Here is a 16,856-nt window from a genome sequence, read left to right as displayed (position 1 = left end):
AATTAGAAATCAAAAAATGTATAATGGCAAACCTATTGGAAGTAAGATTATTTTGAATAAATATAAAAATAGAGACATAGTCTACTACATCCCTACTGATAACTGATAACTGATAACTGGTCACTGATGACTGTTCTAATCTACTCCTTCAATCGGTGCAAAACCTTGACGTTGAATATTTTCTGTCACTACACGAGGTTCTAAAAATTGTAGTAAATAATCGGGACCTCCTGCTTTAGAACCAACTCCAGAAAGTTTAAACCCACCAAAAGGTTGTCGAGCTACGATCGCGCCTGTAATGGTACGGTTGATATATAAGTTACCGACTTCAAATTCTTGGTAAGCGCGGTCGATATGATCGGGAGTACGGGAATATAAGCCTCCAGTAAGGGCATAATCGGTGCTGTTGGCAATGGTTAAGGCTTCGTCAAAGTTACTAGCTTTTATTACGGCTAAGACGGGACCAAATATTTCTTCTTGGGCAATAGTTGCATCAGGAGAAACATCACTAAAAATAGTTGGGGGAATGAAATAACCACCATCGGGGGCAGACATTGATAAAGCAAGTTGACATTCTTCCTTACCCTTGGCAATATATTCTAAAATGCGATCGCGTGCATTAGCATCAATGACGGGGCCTACTTGGGTACTGGGTGCATCTGCCACGCCGACATTGAGGGATTTGGTTGCTTCTACTAATCTTTCAATGAAAGTGTTGTAAATAGGTTCGAGGACGATTACCCTGGAACAAGCAGAACATTTTTGACCAGTATATCCAAAAGCGGATGAAACTACTCCTGCCACAGCTTGGTCTAAATCGGCACTTTCATCAACGATAATGGCATTTTTTCCACCCATTTCCGCAATGACTCGTTTGAGGTGTTTTTGTTCTGGTTTTAATTTAGCTGCCTCGGCATAGATGCGACAACCGACTTCTCGCGAACCCGTAAAAGCGATTACATGGGTATCTGGGTGTTCAACCATGTATGCGCCTACTTGAGAACCTTTTCCAGGCACAAATTGAATCACCCCTTTAGGAATACCAGCTTGAACTAGAATTTCGATAATTTTGGCTGCAATTACGGAAGAAGTTTCCGCAGGTTTAAGGAGGGTACAGTTGCCTGTAACTAAAGCTGCTACTGTCATTCCAGTTGCGATCGCAAACGGAAAGTTCCACGGGGAAATAACTACAGCAATTCCTCTTGGTTGATAGAAGTAGCGGTTGGTTTCTCCTGCAATGTCGTAGTTGTAACCGCTATCTAATCTTTCCATTTCGTCGGCGTAGTATCTACAAAAGTCAATCGCTTCGGATACTTCGGCATCAGCTTGAGGTAAGATTTTCCCTACTTCTAAGCAGATCCAGGCGTTAAGTTCGTGTCTTTTTTCCTCCATGATTTGGGCTGCTTTTCTTAGAATTGCTGCCCTTTCTGTAGCGGGAGTTTTTTGCCAAGTGGGAAAGGCTGTTTTAGCTGCTTGCATGGCTTGTTCGGCTTGTTCGACGGAAATTAAGCCAATTTTGCCTACTATCTCGCTTGATCTCGAAGGATTAACTGAATTGATATATTCGGCTGTTTCAACGTATTCTCCATCAATCAAAGGTAGATAGGTTTTACCAAGGGAATTACGCACTTGTTCTAAAGCTTGTTGTCCTTTTTGCCTTAATTCTGCCTGGGCATAATCTGTATCTGGTGCATTAGCAAATTGATTATTTGATGAAGATTGTGGGCGAATACCATTCGCTTCTACTGTTGGTGGTGCAATTAAAGATTCAATCGGTTTTTCTTCTAAATTTTGCCTTAAAAAAGAACTATTTGCCGTATTTTCCAATAATCTCCGAATCAGATAAGCCATCCCTGGTAAAAGATTACCGTAGGGACAATAAACTCTCACTCGATGCCCTCTTTTAACCAAAGCTTTAGCTAATTTATCTCCCATGCCGTATAAAACCTGCATTTCAAACCGACGGGCAGGAATTTGCAGAGTTTCTGCGATCGCACAAGCTAAGGCTTGGGAACGGACGTTATGGCTACCAATGGCTGCGGATAAATATTCGTGATTTTCTAGTAATAAACAGGTCATCCGTTCAAAATTAGCATCGGTTTCGGCTTTATCGTTATAAACTGGTTGTTGCCAATGATGTTGTAAAGATTTGATGGTTTCTTGATCCCAATAAGCCCCTTTTACTAATCTCACCGTTACGGGATTACCTCGTTGTTTTGCCCAGACAATTAAATCTTGTAAATCTTGGTAAGAATCTCGTAAATAAGCCTGTAAAGTAACACCTAAATCGGTACGATTCCGAAATTCTTCTTCTAATAATAATTCTTTTAAAATTGCTAAAGTTAAATCCTTATAAACATACTGTTCCATATCAAAATGGATCGCAGCACCCAACTCTTGCGCTTTTCGTAATAAAATTCTAATGCGATCGCATACCTTCGCTTTACTACCTTCAGGATCGAGAGGATCGAATTGAGAATAAAAAGCAGTCAACTTAACCGATACCTGTACAGAAGAAATCTCTTTTCCCTCAGCTAAATCAATTCCTGCTTGTCGTGTCCAAGTTTGAGCTTTTTGAGATAACTGTTGAATTAATTCAATATATCTATCTAAATAAGACTGTGCCTCAGCCTCAGTAATAACTGCTTCCCCTAACAAATCAATCGTAAACGCCATGCCTTCTTTTCGCAGACGTTCGATAGTTTTAATTACCTCAGCAATATTTTCCCCCGCAATATATTTATAAGCTAGCGTTTCTACGGCTTTAGTAATCGTAGCAGCAGCAGTTTGGGCGGGAAAAGAATTAGGATCGCTAAAATTGAGAATACCTTTTAATGCCGAGGGTAACTCAACTGACTCATCCCCTAAATACTGTTGCAAATGACGAGCTACTTCTGCTTTACTTTGTAGAGCAGGAATTGTATCGATAAAGCGGAACAATTGCACTCGCAAACCAGGATTACTCATTGCCCAATCAAGGAGTTTATCATCCCAACGCATTCCTTCCCGCATTTGGGCAAAAATGTTACCCTTTTCTCTAGTAACTTTGATTAATTCCCTAGCAATTTCCTGGGTTTTCGCTTCGTAACGTTGGTCGGTATTAGTTTGAACAACCACAGCAGACTCCTGTACTGGTTCTGGTTAGTGCCTTTTTAGCAACCTTTGATTATAACTTTTTCCCTCATTTAAAATTTAACGTAAAAGTCACGAATAGTTGACTTCTTATGGCTCTGTTTTACTATCTAAAGTACAAATAATTAATTACCATAATTTTCAGTAATACAATTGTCTAATTCAATTATTATCAATCTTTCATTTCTTTTGGCACAACCAACAGGAATAAGTACTTATGCAGCTAATCTAATTCCTTATTTGCGCCCGCTCGATCCTCTTTTATTAACCGCTAATGCAATTAAAGACTTTAACTATTATCCAATCCCCCATAATTTAACTCCTGCTCAAGGTAGCATTGGTCATTTTCGTCGTTTAGTTTGGACTCAATTTTTCCTACCAAAAATTTATCAAAAACTTCAGGCAAATCTACTGTTTTCTCCTGTTACAGAAGCACCAATTTATTCACAATGTCGTTATGTAGTAATGTGTCATGATCTGATTCCTTTACGTTTTCCCAAAACTACTTCTCCTTTAACAAATTATTTTCGTTACCTTGTTCCTCAAGTTTTAAAACAAGCAGAACATATTATTTGTAATTCTGAAGCTACAGCTAAAGATCTTACTCATTTTTATGGAATTTCTCCTCAAAAAATCACCCCAATTCTCCTTGGTTATGATGTAAATAATTTCTCTCGATTACCACAAGAAAAACTAGATACAATACCTCAAACACCTTCTTATTTTCTTTATCTTGGTCGTCACGATCCTTATAAAAACTTACATCGTCTTATCGAAGCTTTTGCCAATTTACCCCAATGTACAAACTATCAATTATGGTTAGCAGGTTCTACCGATCCACGCTATACACCTAAATTAAAACAACAAGCCAAAGAATTAGGAATTAGCGAACAAATTAAGTTTCTTAACTACGTTTCTTATCAAGAATTACCAATTATAATTCAAGGCGCGATCGCTTTAGTTTTTCCCACTTTATGGGAAGGTTTTGGTTTACCTGCCTTAGAAGCAATGGCTTGTGGTACTCCTGTAATTACTTCTAATTTAGCTTCTTTACCAGAAATAACTGGAGATGCAGCAATTTTAATTAATCCTGATCAGGTACAAGAAATCACATCCGCTATGTCAGAAATTGCCACTAATAATCAATTGCGATCGCATTTAAGTCATTTGAGTTTAATCCAAGCTAGTAAATTTAGTTGGCAAAAAACAGCCGAGGCAACTCGACAAGTTTTAGAACAGTACTACTAAATAAACTTTATATATCTTCATTAATTTTTATTAAAAACAATCATTCATCTAGCTAGTCAAAATATTTTCTATAGCCTTTCTCCCTCTTGGTGAGGCACATCATTAACAGTTACCAGTTATCAACAATCAATCAGGGAAATAAACTGTATCTCATTAATCTAAAAACCGCTATAAATATCAAAATAATTTAATACTTTTTGCTTATTTTTTAAATAATTATGAACTTTAATCCAAGCCAATAAATATTTAAAAGCAATTGATTGAAATGAAAGAAAATTTAATTATTATTTTACGATTAAAAGCTAGATAAATTAATAAATTAATTGAGTTTTTTTACCTATTTATAAAAGATAATTTTACGCGTTTTTACTCTGGTCAACCAAGACAAACTAATAGCTATAATGGCAAAATAATTAAAGCAATAAGGAGGTAATTGCCTCTTGAGTTTAACTGGATTTCTAGATAATTTTTCTTTAGCTGAAATCTTGCAAATTATTGATTCTGGATATAAATCTGGCAGGCTAGTTATTAAGCCATCACCAGAAAAACAAGAACAAGAATTTGCAGGTTCATACTATCTTTGGTTTGAACAAGGTAAATTAGTTTCAGTTACTAATAATTTCAGCAATACTTACTTACTCTCTTTTGTAGAACAACAAGGTTTGATTAATCATCCTAAATTACAAGAGCGTATTAGACAATTGTGTTCAACAATAGAACCAGTAGGTTTATGTTTGTATAAGCACGGAAGTTTAACTAAACAACAACTTCAATTAATTCTTCAAACTCAACTAGAAGAAATTTATAAATTGTTTGAAATTTCTTTTGGTTGGTTTAAGTTTGAAGATATTAGCGACCAAGATAAAATGCCCTGGAGCGAAATGACTGGGGAAAGTATTGAAGCAAGACAATTAGCTTTGAATGGGTTGCGAAAATTAACTAATTGGAAACATTTAGAATCTGTCATACCAGAATCAAATTCTATTTTAGAACAGTTAGTTACTCAACACAATTTAAAACTTGAACCACTAGAATTTAAACTTTGGAAATTTGCCGATGGAGAAACATCTTTGCAGCAATTTGCTAAAGCATTTAATCAACCCATTGTAACCATACAAAGGGCTGCTTATGGTCTAATCGTAGCTGATTTGATCGAAGCGTTACCAGTTTTTGATATCTCTGTTCAAAGTTCTTTATCAACTAATAAAAATCAGATTTTACCAGAGCCAAAATTAGCAACTGTTGGCACTCAATCAGTAAATACTCAACCTAAAGTAAATAATTCATTGGTTAGTAATTTACTTCGTTTTCTAGGAAATTTTTGATGGAAATATTTAAAATCGCGATCGCAGGTAATGTTGGAGCAGGAAAAACTACTTTTATTCGCACGATTAGTGAGATTGAAGTTGTTAGCACCGAACGCCCTGCTACTGACGAGGTAGCTTCTCTCAAAAAAGATACAACCGTAGCGATGGACTTTGGTAAACTCACTTTAAATGATGAGCAAGTTTTACATATCTACGGTACTCCTGGACAATCTCGTTTTGATTTTATGTGGGAAATTATTATTGCCAAAGCTCATGCTTGGGTAATGTTAATAGACGCTCATCGTCCTGAAGATTTTCGCAGTTGCCGTCAGATTCTCAATTTTATGACCAAAAAAGTTCCAATTCCAATGATCATTGGTTTGACTCATATGGATTGTGAAGAAGCTTGGGAAACTGAAGATATTGCTTTAGCTTTAGGTTATCGTAATCCGAATCAACGTCCACTTATAGTTACCGTTAACGCTGGAGAACGTAAATCTGTTGCCCAGTGTTTAATGTCTTTGTTGCAACAAATGTTATCTCATGCTTTAACTAACTAATTGTCAAAGCGATTTTGTTACTTTGTGCCTAATTTTGGGAACTATATACATATAACCTCAAAAAAAACTTGTTAGGAACATAGGCTTAATTGAATCGATAACCTATTTTATGAGTTCCAACAATTCAAAAGCTGCTCAAGTTTTTGCTGAAGCAAAGAAGCGTAGAGGATGGTTAGTTAAATCTTTTGATCTAATTCATAAGTTATTTATTAAACCGAATACTTCTCAACAAGAGTCACATCTTCTGACTGAAGAATTGTCTCGAGTTTCGCCTCTTCTTCATCAAAACGTTTCAGAAGAAACTACCTCTGTTAATCCACAACTTATTAAGGAAGATATCACCATGAAAATTGGTAATTTAAACGAGCTTATTAAGAATTTTGTTGCTAGTACCCCTGATATTCAAGGTGCTGCAATTGTTAGTCCTGACGGATTAGCTTTGACTTCTGTACTACCTGGGGAAATGGATGAAGAAAGAACCGCAGCGATGTCTGCAGCAATGCTTTCTTTAGGAGAAAGAATCGGTAAAGAATTAGTTAGAGGAACTATTGAACGCATCCTTGTAGAAGGAGATCGAGGCTACAGTATCATGGTTGGCTGTGGTAACGAAGCAGTATTGCTCGTATTAGCTAGCAAAGCAGCTAAACAAGGGTTACTTTTTTTAGAAATCAAGCGTTTAGCTGGAGAGTTAACTCCTGTACTAACTTAATGACTTGACTAGGATTCATTAACCCTCATCAGAATAATTCTTACAATCATTTCTAATTTAACTACGGAGACTTTACACGATTAATTAAAAAGGAGAAATTTAAGTATGTTACGTCCTACACTTGGCGATTTTAACAGCATTGTTTGCTTCAAAGGTGTAATTACTGGGATGGAAGAGGCTTTAGGAGAAAAAGCTACTGCGATCGCTCTAATTTCTGCTGGTCGTACCAGAGGTAAAAATCTTGTTAACGAACTAGGTTTATCTGGTAGCAACATTGCTCTAGCAGATTTGGCTAGCAAACTTAATCATGCTGTGGGCAAAGAAGGTACTTGTCTGTGTTGTGTGGATAAAATTGAACAAGATGGAGAAACCATAAAAGTCTATACTAGCGAGACTGTTTGTTCTGCTGGCGAACCCCAAGGTTCTCCTCGTAAATGTACTTATACTATGGGTGCAATTTGGGGTGCAATTGAAACTATCATGGGCAAAAAAATGCAGGGAAGACACACCGAATCAGTTCTGCGTGGTGGCTCTCACGATGTCTTTGAATTGAAGGTATTAAGTTAGTCTAAGTAATAGAAATATATATAGCTGTTCTCAGATTGGTGAAATGCAGTCAAGATCTTGGTTTTAGTTAATAGTTGATAGTTAATTGCTACTTGTTACTTTTGTCCTGTACTTAGGTCGCCGACACGTCTCTACGGATAACTGATAAATGAGAATGGTGTACTTCCACTATTTGAGAAAGGTTATAGTTATATTCTCTAGCAATTATAAATCATTGATTTAAGTAGGGAAAATTTATAAATTTTCTCTATTTTTTTATGGAAATTTTTTATGTAATTATATCAAGTTTGTTAACTCATTAGACAAAAACTTAATCCTCAAATTGATCTATATAATTCTTGCTTTTGCCTTCTTCTATGGCTGTGTACAAAATTTACTTCTACACCTTGAAAGCCCCTTTCTGCTACGTTATCACAATCAAAGTTTAACTAATAACAACTAGAATTCAGATTTGCAGTCCTAATTTAACTCCTGAAGTAAAGCATTAACTTTTTCTACTTCTTGTTTATCACCTTGATTTTGATATAATTCCAAAGCTTGTTGAAAAGCACTAATTGCTTCTTCTTTTCTTTCTCTTGCTTTGAGCGACATACCCAAATAATAATAAGCATCAGGATTTTTAGGGTCGATTTCTGTTAAACGTCGATAAGCAATAATTGCTTGTAAATAATCCTGTTCATTAAAATAAATTTTGCCAATTTCTTGTTGTGCTTCTATCAAATCTGGCTTGAAAATCAAGGCTTGATTATAAGCTTTTAAAGCTCCTTCTCCATCTCCTTGTAACTGCAAAACTTTACCAATTTTGAGATGAATTAAAGCATTATTTGGTTCTAATTGTTCGGCTTTTTGTAAAGCTTGTAAACCTGTTTTTAGTTCTCCCTGAGAAAATAAAACTGTAGCTAATTGTAATTGTAAATCACTACTGCCAGGAAACTTTTGTGTAGCAGTTTGTAAAAAATCAAGTGCTTCTTCATATCTTTCTTGCTTAATTAACGCAGTTGACATAATTTGATAAGCTTCTTGATTATCTGGTTCAAGAGTTAAAATTCGATAGTAAGTATCAATAACTCTTTCATAATCTCCCTGACGCAGTAGCACTACACCTAAGCCAAGATAATTATTAATATTACCAGGATCGATAGCGATCGCTTGTTGATAAGCTGCTGCTGCTTTGACATTATCTCCAGCATTAGCCCAACTGTAACCTAAAGCATAATAAAATTCTGCATTACTCGGTTCAATCGTCACCGCTTGTTGGTATGCTGCTGCTGCTGCTGCATAATTATTTTGGAGAGCTTGAAGATAACCAATTCCTGAAAAAATTCTGGCATTACTTTTGTCTAAATTAGCTGCTTGTTGATAACGAACTAATGCATTAGCATAGTCTCCTGCATCCAGATATTCTTTGCCTTGACGTAACAAATCTTCAAGTTGTTGGTTATTTGCTTGACTAATTACTACAGAATTAGTTTGCGCAGCTAAAGGAGAAACGATTGTTAATCCAACTAATAATAAACCTCCGATTATAGACAAAGAGACTTGAACCCTCATTCCATCACACCATAACTAAATAATCGATCCTAGTGTAATCTCTAAATCAAAAACGGATCATTAGAAAAAAAGAACGACCGCCTTTTTTTCTGGTTTAATGGCGATCGCTAATTTTTTTTGTTAAGCAAGATTATTTATTTTTACTCCAAGCAGAACATACCAATGTCATATGTCATATTGATTAGTTTGACCTGAGATCATAAAAATTTAATTTATAGTTAACGATAACGCTTTTTCCTTCTAGCCACTGCTTTACGTTTACGTTTTTCGATCGGAGTTTCAAAATGGCGACGACGCTTAATATCGGCAAAAATTCCTGCTTTTGACACCTGACGTTTGAATCGACGTAATGCTGATTCTATATTTTCATTTTGTCCAACAACCACTTGGGTCATTAAATATCATCCTCCTAATGTTTTAATGTAATCGTTTTGTTGATGTGGTTCAAATCCCTCTAATTAATTAGGGCTCGAGATTTTACTCTTAAAATCCGTTATGGCGTAGATTATCCCCATCCTACACTACAACCTTCTAATAGTACCATCTTTAAACCAGATTTAGTGTAAAAAGTGTCGAACTCCAGTCAAAACCATCACAATACCTAATTCATTGGCAGCAGCAATTGAATCTTTGTCTCGAATCGAACCACCTGGTTGAATAATTGCACTAATTCCTGCTTCAGCAGCAGTCCGAACCGAATCATCAAAAGGAAAAAAACCATCACTAGCAAGGACACCACCCCTAGCTGCTTCTCCTGCTTGTTCAAGAGCAATTTTTACCGAACCAACTCGATTCATTTGTCCGGCACCAATACCCAAACTAACCCCATCCTTAGTCACTACGATCGCGTTAGATTTAACGTGTTTAACCACTTTCCAAGCAAACAACATCTCTGCCATTTGTTCTGAGGTGGGTTGTTTTTCCGTAACTACTTTCCAACTAGTAAGATTTTCAATTCGATCATCACTAGCTTGAACTAACCAACCCCCTGCGATCGCTTTAACAGTTTGTTTCGGACCCGCGGTTAAATCTGGCAATAGTAAAACCCTTACCTTGCCTTTATTTTTAAGAATTGCTTCTGCTTTAGAATCACAACCAGGTGCAACTACACATTCTAAAAAAGTTTTGGTTAATTCTGTCGCTGTAGCAGCATCAATCGATTGATTAAGAGCAACAATTCCCCCAAAAGCCGAAACAGAATCAGCATTAAACGCCTTTTCATAAGCTTCTACTAAAGTATTACCAACCCCTACCCCACAAGGATTAGTATGTTTTAAAACCGCTGCTGCTGGTTGTTGATCATCAAACTCGGCAATAATTCGTCTAGCTGCTTCTAAATCAACCAAATTATTATAACTAAGTTCTTTTCCCTGCAATTTCGTTGCCGAAGTCCATCCTGTAGCTACACTACCAGTTTGATACCAAGCAGCAGCTTGATGAGGATTTTCTCCATAGCGCAGAGTTTGGATTTTTTTCCCAGAAATAGCATAGATTTCTGATAACTCTTCTTCCCCGTCTAAACTCGCAAAATAAGCAGCAATAGCAGAATCATAAGCCTGAGTATGAGCAAAAGCTTTGCTTGCCATCTTTTGCCGAAATTCTTGCGATACCTTTCCTTGAGAATTACGTAATTGAGTCAAATACTCTTGATATTGTCCTGGTTCACATAAAACCGTTAAATAAGCAAAGTTTTTAGCTGCTGCACGGAGCATTGCAGGCCCACCAATATCAATCTGTTCAATTGCTTCTGCTACAGTAACATTCGGTTGAGCAATAGTTTGTTCAAAGGGATAAAGATTAACTACTACTAAATCTAGGGGACGAATTTGATTAGCTTCAAGATCACTACAATCTTCAGGTAAATCAGGTCTAGCTAAAATACCTCCATGAATACGAGGATGCAAAGTTTTAACTCGACCACCTAAAATCTCTGGTGAACCAGTATAATCACTAACCTTAGTAACTGATAAGCCAGCTTCCTGTAGAGTCTTAGCTGTACCACCACTACTAATTATTTCAAATTCAAATTCTTCTACTAGTTGTCGTGCTAATTCGAGAATTCCAGTTTTATCAGATACGCTTAGTAACGCTAAACGTCCCATAGATAGTCTCTCCCTTAAAATCTAATCTAAATTTTTGCAGCACAATTATTATGCCTGCTTTCCAGCAATTTTTTTTAACGTAGCTAATCAATCATCAAGATAAAAATTAATAACTAATTTCATCCTATCTAAAGACTATAAAGAGAGTTCTACATCAGTTAACAATAAACCCCGCCGAAGGCGCGCTGCGCGACTAACTATCAACAAAAACCAGGGTCTTGACTTTATCCTAAAAATTGAGAATCGCTATAATAATTTCTTTGATTAAACTTAAGAATTTTCAAAGAGTTTAGTTGCTAAACTATTAAACTAGTCAGAAGTATAATAAAAAAAGAAGTACACCAACCAGATGCACTTCTGTTTGACTATATTACCGAGTTGATAGTGATGCAATCATGATTTACAGTCACCAACTTTATTTTTCCATATTTGAGCAAGAATTTGGTTAGCTTTACCCAATCTTTGCATAAACTATATCGTATCTACATATTCTTACTAAGAAGTTGATTTTAATTTAAAATTAGCAGCCTCACAGGATGGGACAAACCTAAGTTTTGCCCAATATGCTGCTATTTTCGCTATAAAATTTCTCCTCCGAAAATTCAAACTGCTGCTTGCTCGTTATCTAAACCAAGCTGTTCGCTACTGGGTAATTCCAAACAATAACCTGCACCATAAACAGTTTTAATATAACGAGGATGACGAGGATCAGGTTCTAACTTCGTGCGTAGATGACGAATATGAACACGAATAGTTTCTATATCATCATCAGGATCATATCCCCAAACTTCTTTGAGAATCTCACTAGGCGCAACTGTCTGTCCATGACGCTGTAATAAACAATGTAATAACTCAAATTCTAAATGAGTCAACTTGACAGTCTCTTCAAACCAAATTGCCTCAAATCTTTCAGGAATTAAAGTTAAAGGTCCATAATTAAGAATCTCTGAATGTTTGGCAGCTTGAGGTATACGATCAGTCCGTCGCAATAACGCTCTCACCCTGGCAAGCATTTCTTCTACTTCAAAAGGTTTGGTCAGATAATCATCTGCACCTGCATTAAAACCTTCTACTTTATCCTGCGTTTGCCCTAAAGCAGTCAACATCAAAACAGGTATATCAGAAGTACGATCATCTCGGCGCAATCGCTGACAAACTGTAAAACCATCAACCTTGGGTAGCATCAAATCTAGCATAATTAGGTCTGGTTGTAGTTGGACTGCCAATGCTTGACCTTTGATACCATCTTCCGCCTGATTGACGTCATAGCCAGCCATTTCCAGATTGATAGATACCAATTCTGAGATTGCGGGATCGTCGTCAATTACAAGTATTCGTGGCATGAGTATATAATTTAATAGTTATCTCGCTTTGTAAAAGTAGACTAAGAAAGTTTAGGATAAATAAAAATTCCTGTACTGATTATAAGCACGAATCCTAAAATTGGAGGAGTTTATTAGATAACTTTCCGTAAAATCACGATTAAATTGAAATTTTTGCAAAAATATTTATAGTTTAAGTTTAAAATTATTAAATTATCTTATTTAAATTAGATCAACATACACTTAATACATTTGCAGCTAAGTTGAAATCACTACTGCTTAAAATTCAAGCTTGTGTAAATAATCAGGAGGAACAGCTTCAACTAGCCAAACTTGATTTGCCGAGCAATAAAATTGATAGTTAGCTTGAAACATTGCCGAAGCATCAATCTGAAATATTACAGGTTTACCTCTTCTAGCACCAACATTTCTCGCTGTATGTAAATCTTCAGATAAATGAACGTGATGTCGAGACATTTTGCGCAGTCCTTCACGTACTATAGCTGCAACTGCACCTAAATGAGTACCGTGATAAAGAAGACTCGGAGGCGTAATTGGTTTTAGTTGTAAATCTACTTGAGAACTATGTCCCTGGTTCGCACGAATGAGAGTTCCTGTAGCATCCAAGGAAAAACGTTGTTTATCATTTTGTGCTACGGCTTGTTGCAACTCGTTGAAACTAATTAGAAAATTATTTTTTTTAGCTGCTGATAGTAATTTTTCTACTTCTACCCAACCACCAGGAGCTAAAATCAAACCCAATTGCTCAGGGTGATGACGCAAATGATAGCTCAGATATTTACTAATTTTTACTAAACGAGATTGTTTCACCGAAGCCAACCGCTCATTGACTATTGATTAATTACCCAATTAATTTAATAAACTTAACATGAAAAAAACTATTGAAGTCGCCTTAAAGTATTGAAAATCGTATTTTTCAAGTTATTTGATCCGTTTGATGTAAAAATTCTTAATAAAAAGTCTCATTAAATCAGTTTACTCTAGCCAATTAGGTATAAAATTTTGATCTTTTGTAAAAAAATCGTAGATCTGTTGTTCATCATAAGAGCAGGAATTTTAGCATGAGCGTTAATTTAGCCACTATGTTACGAGAAGGGACTAAAAAATCCCACACAATGGCGGAAAATGTTGGTTTTGTTAAATGTTTTCTTAAAGGAGTAGTTGAAAAAAAATCCTATCGCAAATTAGTTGCTAATCTCTATTTCGTTTATTCCGCGATGGAAGAAGAAATGGAAAGATTAAAAGACCATCCTGTAGTCTCAAAAATTTATTTTCCTCAATTAAATCGCCAACATAGTCTGGAGCAAGATCTATATTTTTATTACGGCCCTAATTGGCGTGAAGAAGCTACTCTATCTGAAGCAGGAAAAGCTTATGTTGCCAGAATTAGAGAAGTAGCTAATACTAAACCAGAATTGTTGGTTGCTCATTCTTATACTCGTTATTTAGGAGATTTATCTGGAGGACAAATCCTCAAAAAGATTTCTCAAAGAGCAATGAATCTTTCTGATGGCGAAGGTACTGCTTTCTACGAATTTAAAGATATCCCAGACGAAAAAGCATTTAAAAATGAATATCGTCAAACGATGGATGAGTTACCTGTAGACCAACAAACAGCCGAAGAAATTGTTCAAGAGGCTAATGATGCTTTTGGCATGAACATGAAAATGTTCCAAGAATTAGAAGGAAACTTAATTAAAGCTATTGGTAAGATGCTGTTTAACACTCTTACTCGTCGTCGTACTCCAGGTAGCACCGAACTTGTTACGGCTGAGTAAATTAGAAATTTTTGCTATCCCTCCTCAATAATTAATCCCATTAAAAAAAAACAACCCGAGAAGCTGGGTTGCGGTTTGACAAAAATCGTTATCAAGCTTTTGGGGTTGTTTGCTATTTAAGTGTTAGGAAGATTGCTACTGGTATAAGCATCTAAACCATAAGCTGGAGTTCTTTGAGCATAGTCAATGTCTTTACCTGTAACAGCTTTAGCTAGTTTTTTAAAAGATTGAGATTTGAGATTACGTTCGTGAATTGGTTTAGTTTGTTCACCTAAAAAATAAGCTTGAGTACCTAATACCGCAGCAGCAGTCCAACCAACAATGAATAATCCAATTAAAATAGTCATAATTTACTTTTACCTCTTTGTTATAAGTTTAATTTCAATATGTAAATAAATGTAACAATTGCTTGTAAAATGCGTCAATGTAGTAAAGGTTCGGTTTTCCACACTATTTAATCGTAATCTTTACTTGTACTGCTATAAAACTCAAAAATAAGGATAATCAAGCTTATGTCTTTATCTCAAACAGAAGCTAAACAACTTTTAGAACGTTTAATTTTTGATGACCAACAGCCTCAAGAATGGGTGCAAGATGTTTGGGGGTTAAGTCCCATTTTGGGAGATAGTGCAGCCAAATTAGTAGAGGTTTTTGAAGCTTTGATACAATGTTGTCCTCAAGAACAGTTGGAAAACTTGCTACAAAGCTATTATCAAGAAATTGAATAAAATTTAATTAAAGACCAGCATAACGCTCTTCTGCCCAAGGTTCTCCTCGACGGTGATAACCATTTCGTTCCCAAAAGCCTAATTCATCATGGTCGAGAAATTCTAAACCATTAATCCACTTGGCACTTTTCCAGGCATAAAGATGGGGTACTACTAAACGCATTGGACCGCCATGCTCTGCGGGTAAAGGTTCACCGAACAAAGTGTGGGCAAAAAAGTTTTCTTCTCTTAGAAAGTCTTCTAGAGAAATATTGGTAGTGTAACCGCCATAGCAATGCTGCATGAGATGGGTTGCTTTGGGGTCTAACTGAATTAATTCTATGAAATCTGTAACTTTAACACCAGTCCATTTGACATCTAATTTTGACCAGCGAGTTACGCAATGAAAGTCAGCCGTGAAATCATATTGCGGTAGATTCATAAAATCCGACCAACTCAAAGTTTTTTCTGTAGCTAATCCCCAAACTCGAAATTTCCATTTATCAGTACTAATTTGGGGAGTTTCTCCATAGGTAAGGACAGGAAAACCCTTAGCTAAATATTGACCAGGAGGAACACGAGTATCTGCGTCTGGTGTTGGTTTTTGAAAAAACTTGCCTAACATAAAATTTCAGTCACAATACTATCTTTTTAATTAGTCTAGCTAGCTTTGAACCAAAAGTATTTCACTTTGATTGCTAGCCAGAGACTGAAATGAGTGGTTTATTCGTTTTCTTCTTCCTCTTCTTCGTCAGTAGGGTAAACAAAGCTATTAGAACGTCCAGTTAAAACTGATTTACCTAGAGAAAGAGCTTTTTGAGCTTCTAGAGCAGCTTTTCTTTTCCAGTGGGCTTTGCGATGATTGCGTTTTGAATTAGATGTTTTCTTCTTAGGAACAGCCATAGGATTAAATGTAATATGAATGCACAACCTTTCTATTGTAATTCCTTAGTTCAAAAATTACATAGCACCAACGGGAAAGATGCTTGCTTCTTGAGTAAATTGACCAATATTTCCTTCTGCTAAAAACTTTTGATTGACTAATTCTCGAAAAGTTTGCAAATCAGTTTGCCAAAAATTTAATCCTTGAGCAAGTCTTTCTAAACGTTGTTGGGGGTTATCATTAGTAATACTGTAGTTAAAACTTCCAGCAAATAAAAGGGCAAACACTGGCTGTTGTTGTGGTTGCTGTAATCTGGCTTCACTAATACTGAGAGTTAATTGACATCGGTCTAATTGATAGACTAAATTAATGCCTGCCTGTACTAATCCTTTGCCTATTTCGTGCCAAGAACCTGGAGCTAAAAGAGTTTTAGTTAGATATTTATAAGCAATTTCGCCGTTATTAGGAAATGGAACGATAATCTTAGGGCTAAAGCTAAGGGCTTGATATTCAGCATGAGGTAATTTTTCTACATATTTTCTGGTTACTAGGGGTGATTGTATTTCATTAATGCTTTTACCTGTAATCGATTCATTAATAGTAATAGTTCGAGGTTGAGCAACAATATTAATTCCGTTTTGAAAGTTTAGTTGGGCATAGGTTGGATTTAGAATTGGTTCTTGTGACAATTCCCAGTTTTGAGGAACAATACCACTAAATTTGAGAAAGTCTTGACTAACCATTGTCGGGGTTAAATTTTTAGCAGCGATAATAATGCCGATTTCTTCGATAAATTTGATGGTTGTAGCTGTTTGCCGAGAAAAGTCAAAATTCAAAGATTCCATAATTATAGTTACGATTTACTAGCAGTATTTTTTCTTAGGAACGCAGAGTTTTTTCCTTGACGGTTATATGTATAGACTTCCCGAAGCATTAACTAAAAGCTCAAATTCAAGAAACTTTTTCACA

17 protein-coding genes are annotated in these 16,856 nt (G+C 36.0%); 7 read left to right on the top strand and 10 right to left on the bottom strand.

Annotated elements, in window-relative coordinates; translation table 11 throughout:
• Positions 1-135: 135 nt before the first annotated feature.
• Positions 136-3,117 (bottom strand): L-glutamate gamma-semialdehyde dehydrogenase, encoded by a 2,982-nt coding sequence (gene pruA, locus STA7437_RS12480; protein WP_015193746.1) that lies wholly within the window; start codon positions 3,115-3,117, stop codon positions 136-138.
• 168 nt (positions 3,118-3,285) lie between these two features.
• Between pruA and STA7437_RS12475 the strand changes: the two genes are divergently transcribed.
• The 5 genes from STA7437_RS12475 to STA7437_RS12455 all read left to right on the top strand — a co-directional run bounded on the left by STA7437_RS12475 (position 3,286) and on the right by STA7437_RS12455 (position 7,523).
• A complete protein-coding gene (locus STA7437_RS12475) occupies positions 3,286-4,380 on the top strand; it encodes a glycosyltransferase family 4 protein (RefSeq protein ID WP_015193745.1) in 1,095 nt (364 codons plus the stop codon).
• 440 nt (positions 4,381-4,820) lie between these two features.
• On the top strand, positions 4,821-5,705 hold the full coding sequence (locus STA7437_RS12470) for a DUF4388 domain-containing protein (RefSeq protein WP_015193744.1): 885 nt from the start codon (positions 4,821-4,823) through the stop codon (positions 5,703-5,705).
• Entirely contained in the window at positions 5,705-6,247 is a 543-nt protein-coding gene (locus STA7437_RS12465; protein WP_015193743.1) for a GTP-binding protein, read from the top strand. The genes STA7437_RS12470 and STA7437_RS12465 overlap by 1 nt, the downstream gene beginning before the upstream one ends.
• Before the next feature lie 109 nt (positions 6,248-6,356).
• Positions 6,357-6,956 (top strand): roadblock/LC7 domain-containing protein, encoded by a 600-nt coding sequence (locus tag STA7437_RS12460; RefSeq protein WP_015193742.1) that lies wholly within the window; start codon positions 6,357-6,359, stop codon positions 6,954-6,956.
• 105 nt (positions 6,957-7,061) lie between these two features.
• A complete protein-coding gene (locus tag STA7437_RS12455; protein WP_015193741.1) occupies positions 7,062-7,523 on the top strand; it encodes a hypothetical protein in 462 nt (153 codons plus the stop codon).
• Positions 7,524-7,982: 459 nt separating this feature from the next.
• Here the strand turns inward: STA7437_RS12455 and STA7437_RS12450 are convergent, their stop codons facing one another.
• The 5 genes from STA7437_RS12450 to STA7437_RS12430 all read right to left on the bottom strand — a co-directional run bounded on the left by STA7437_RS12450 (position 7,983) and on the right by STA7437_RS12430 (position 13,329).
• On the bottom strand, positions 7,983-9,074 hold the full coding sequence (locus STA7437_RS12450; protein ID WP_015193740.1) for a tetratricopeptide repeat protein: 1,092 nt from the start codon (positions 9,072-9,074) through the stop codon (positions 7,983-7,985).
• 218 nt (positions 9,075-9,292) lie between these two features.
• Positions 9,293-9,469: a 30S ribosomal protein S21 gene (gene rpsU, locus STA7437_RS12445; RefSeq protein WP_015193739.1), complete on the bottom strand. Its 177-nt coding sequence runs from the start codon at positions 9,467-9,469 to the stop codon at positions 9,293-9,295.
• Positions 9,470-9,631: 162 nt separating this feature from the next.
• Positions 9,632-11,176 (bottom strand): bifunctional phosphoribosylaminoimidazolecarboxamide formyltransferase/IMP cyclohydrolase, encoded by a 1,545-nt coding sequence (purH, locus tag STA7437_RS12440; RefSeq protein WP_015193738.1) that lies wholly within the window; start codon positions 11,174-11,176, stop codon positions 9,632-9,634.
• Between the two features lie 602 nt (positions 11,177-11,778).
• A complete protein-coding gene (locus STA7437_RS12435) occupies positions 11,779-12,519 on the bottom strand; it encodes a response regulator transcription factor (RefSeq protein ID WP_015193737.1) in 741 nt (246 codons plus the stop codon).
• Positions 12,520-12,777: 258 nt separating this feature from the next.
• Positions 12,778-13,329, bottom strand: coding sequence for an RNA 2'-phosphotransferase (locus STA7437_RS12430; protein WP_015193736.1), 552 nt, complete (start codon positions 13,327-13,329; stop codon positions 12,778-12,780).
• Between the two features lie 251 nt (positions 13,330-13,580).
• Here STA7437_RS12430 and STA7437_RS12425 point away from each other — a divergent pair, with 251 nt between their 5' ends.
• A complete protein-coding gene (locus STA7437_RS12425; protein WP_015193735.1) occupies positions 13,581-14,297 on the top strand; it encodes a biliverdin-producing heme oxygenase in 717 nt (238 codons plus the stop codon).
• A 116-nt stretch (positions 14,298-14,413) separates the two neighbouring features.
• On the opposite strand, the gene STA7437_RS12420 is transcribed toward STA7437_RS12425, so the two are convergent.
• Positions 14,414-14,644, bottom strand: a complete 231-nt coding sequence (locus STA7437_RS12420) for a photosystem II protein, Psb35-related (RefSeq protein ID WP_015193734.1) — start codon at positions 14,642-14,644, stop codon at positions 14,414-14,416.
• Between the two features lie 165 nt (positions 14,645-14,809).
• Here STA7437_RS12420 and STA7437_RS12415 point away from each other — a divergent pair, with 165 nt between their 5' ends.
• Positions 14,810-15,025, top strand: coding sequence for a hypothetical protein (locus tag STA7437_RS12415; protein ID WP_015193733.1), 216 nt, complete (start codon positions 14,810-14,812; stop codon positions 15,023-15,025).
• Positions 15,026-15,032: 7 nt separating this feature from the next.
• On the opposite strand, the gene STA7437_RS12410 is transcribed toward STA7437_RS12415, so the two are convergent.
• The 3 genes from STA7437_RS12410 to STA7437_RS12400 all read right to left on the bottom strand — a co-directional run bounded on the left by STA7437_RS12410 (position 15,033) and on the right by STA7437_RS12400 (position 16,732).
• Positions 15,033-15,629, bottom strand: coding sequence for a sulfite oxidase-like oxidoreductase (locus tag STA7437_RS12410; protein ID WP_015193732.1), 597 nt, complete (start codon positions 15,627-15,629; stop codon positions 15,033-15,035).
• A gap of 98 nt (positions 15,630-15,727) precedes the next feature.
• Positions 15,728-15,907 (bottom strand): 50S ribosomal protein L32, encoded by a 180-nt coding sequence (gene rpmF / locus STA7437_RS12405; RefSeq protein ID WP_015193731.1) that lies wholly within the window; start codon positions 15,905-15,907, stop codon positions 15,728-15,730.
• Between the two features lie 57 nt (positions 15,908-15,964).
• Positions 15,965-16,732 (bottom strand): hypothetical protein, encoded by a 768-nt coding sequence (locus STA7437_RS12400; RefSeq protein ID WP_015193730.1) that lies wholly within the window; start codon positions 16,730-16,732, stop codon positions 15,965-15,967.
• Between the last annotated feature and the right edge of the window lie 124 nt (positions 16,733-16,856).

The organism is Stanieria cyanosphaera PCC 7437, from assembly GCF_000317575.1.
In the GTDB taxonomy this organism is placed as follows: Bacteria; Cyanobacteriota; Cyanobacteriia; order Cyanobacteriales; family Xenococcaceae; genus Stanieria; species Stanieria cyanosphaera.
Note: the sequence above shows the minus strand (reverse complement) of the source record. Positions and strands in the feature narration are given on the sequence as shown.

Bases quoted from the DNA above. Each gene is read 5' to 3' on its own strand.
- STA7437_RS12465 (WP_015193743.1), top strand. From the start codon at position 5,705: ATGGAAATATTTAAAATCGCGATCGCAGGTAATGTTGGAGCAGGAAAA.
- STA7437_RS12460 (WP_015193742.1), top strand. From the start codon at position 6,357: ATGAGTTCCAACAATTCAAAAGCTGCTCAAGTTTTTGCTGAAGCAAAG.
- STA7437_RS12455 (WP_015193741.1), top strand. From the start codon at position 7,062: ATGTTACGTCCTACACTTGGCGATTTTAACAGCATTGTTTGCTTCAAA.
- STA7437_RS12450 (WP_015193740.1), bottom strand. From the start codon at position 9,074: ATGAGGGTTCAAGTCTCTTTGTCTATAATCGGAGGTTTATTATTAGTT.
- rpsU (WP_015193739.1), bottom strand. From the start codon at position 9,469: ATGACCCAAGTGGTTGTTGGACAAAATGAAAATATAGAATCAGCATTA.
- purH (WP_015193738.1), bottom strand. From the start codon at position 11,176: ATGGGACGTTTAGCGTTACTAAGCGTATCTGATAAAACTGGAATTCTC.
- STA7437_RS12435 (WP_015193737.1), bottom strand. From the start codon at position 12,519: ATGCCACGAATACTTGTAATTGACGACGATCCCGCAATCTCAGAATTG.
- STA7437_RS12425 (WP_015193735.1), top strand. From the start codon at position 13,581: ATGAGCGTTAATTTAGCCACTATGTTACGAGAAGGGACTAAAAAATCC.
- STA7437_RS12420 (WP_015193734.1), bottom strand. From the start codon at position 14,644: ATGACTATTTTAATTGGATTATTCATTGTTGGTTGGACTGCTGCTGCG.
- STA7437_RS12415 (WP_015193733.1), top strand. From the start codon at position 14,810: ATGTCTTTATCTCAAACAGAAGCTAAACAACTTTTAGAACGTTTAATT.
- STA7437_RS12410 (WP_015193732.1), bottom strand. From the start codon at position 15,629: ATGTTAGGCAAGTTTTTTCAAAAACCAACACCAGACGCAGATACTCGT.
- rpmF (WP_015193731.1), bottom strand. From the start codon at position 15,907: ATGGCTGTTCCTAAGAAGAAAACATCTAATTCAAAACGCAATCATCGC.
- STA7437_RS12400 (WP_015193730.1), bottom strand. From the start codon at position 16,732: ATGGAATCTTTGAATTTTGACTTTTCTCGGCAAACAGCTACAACCATC.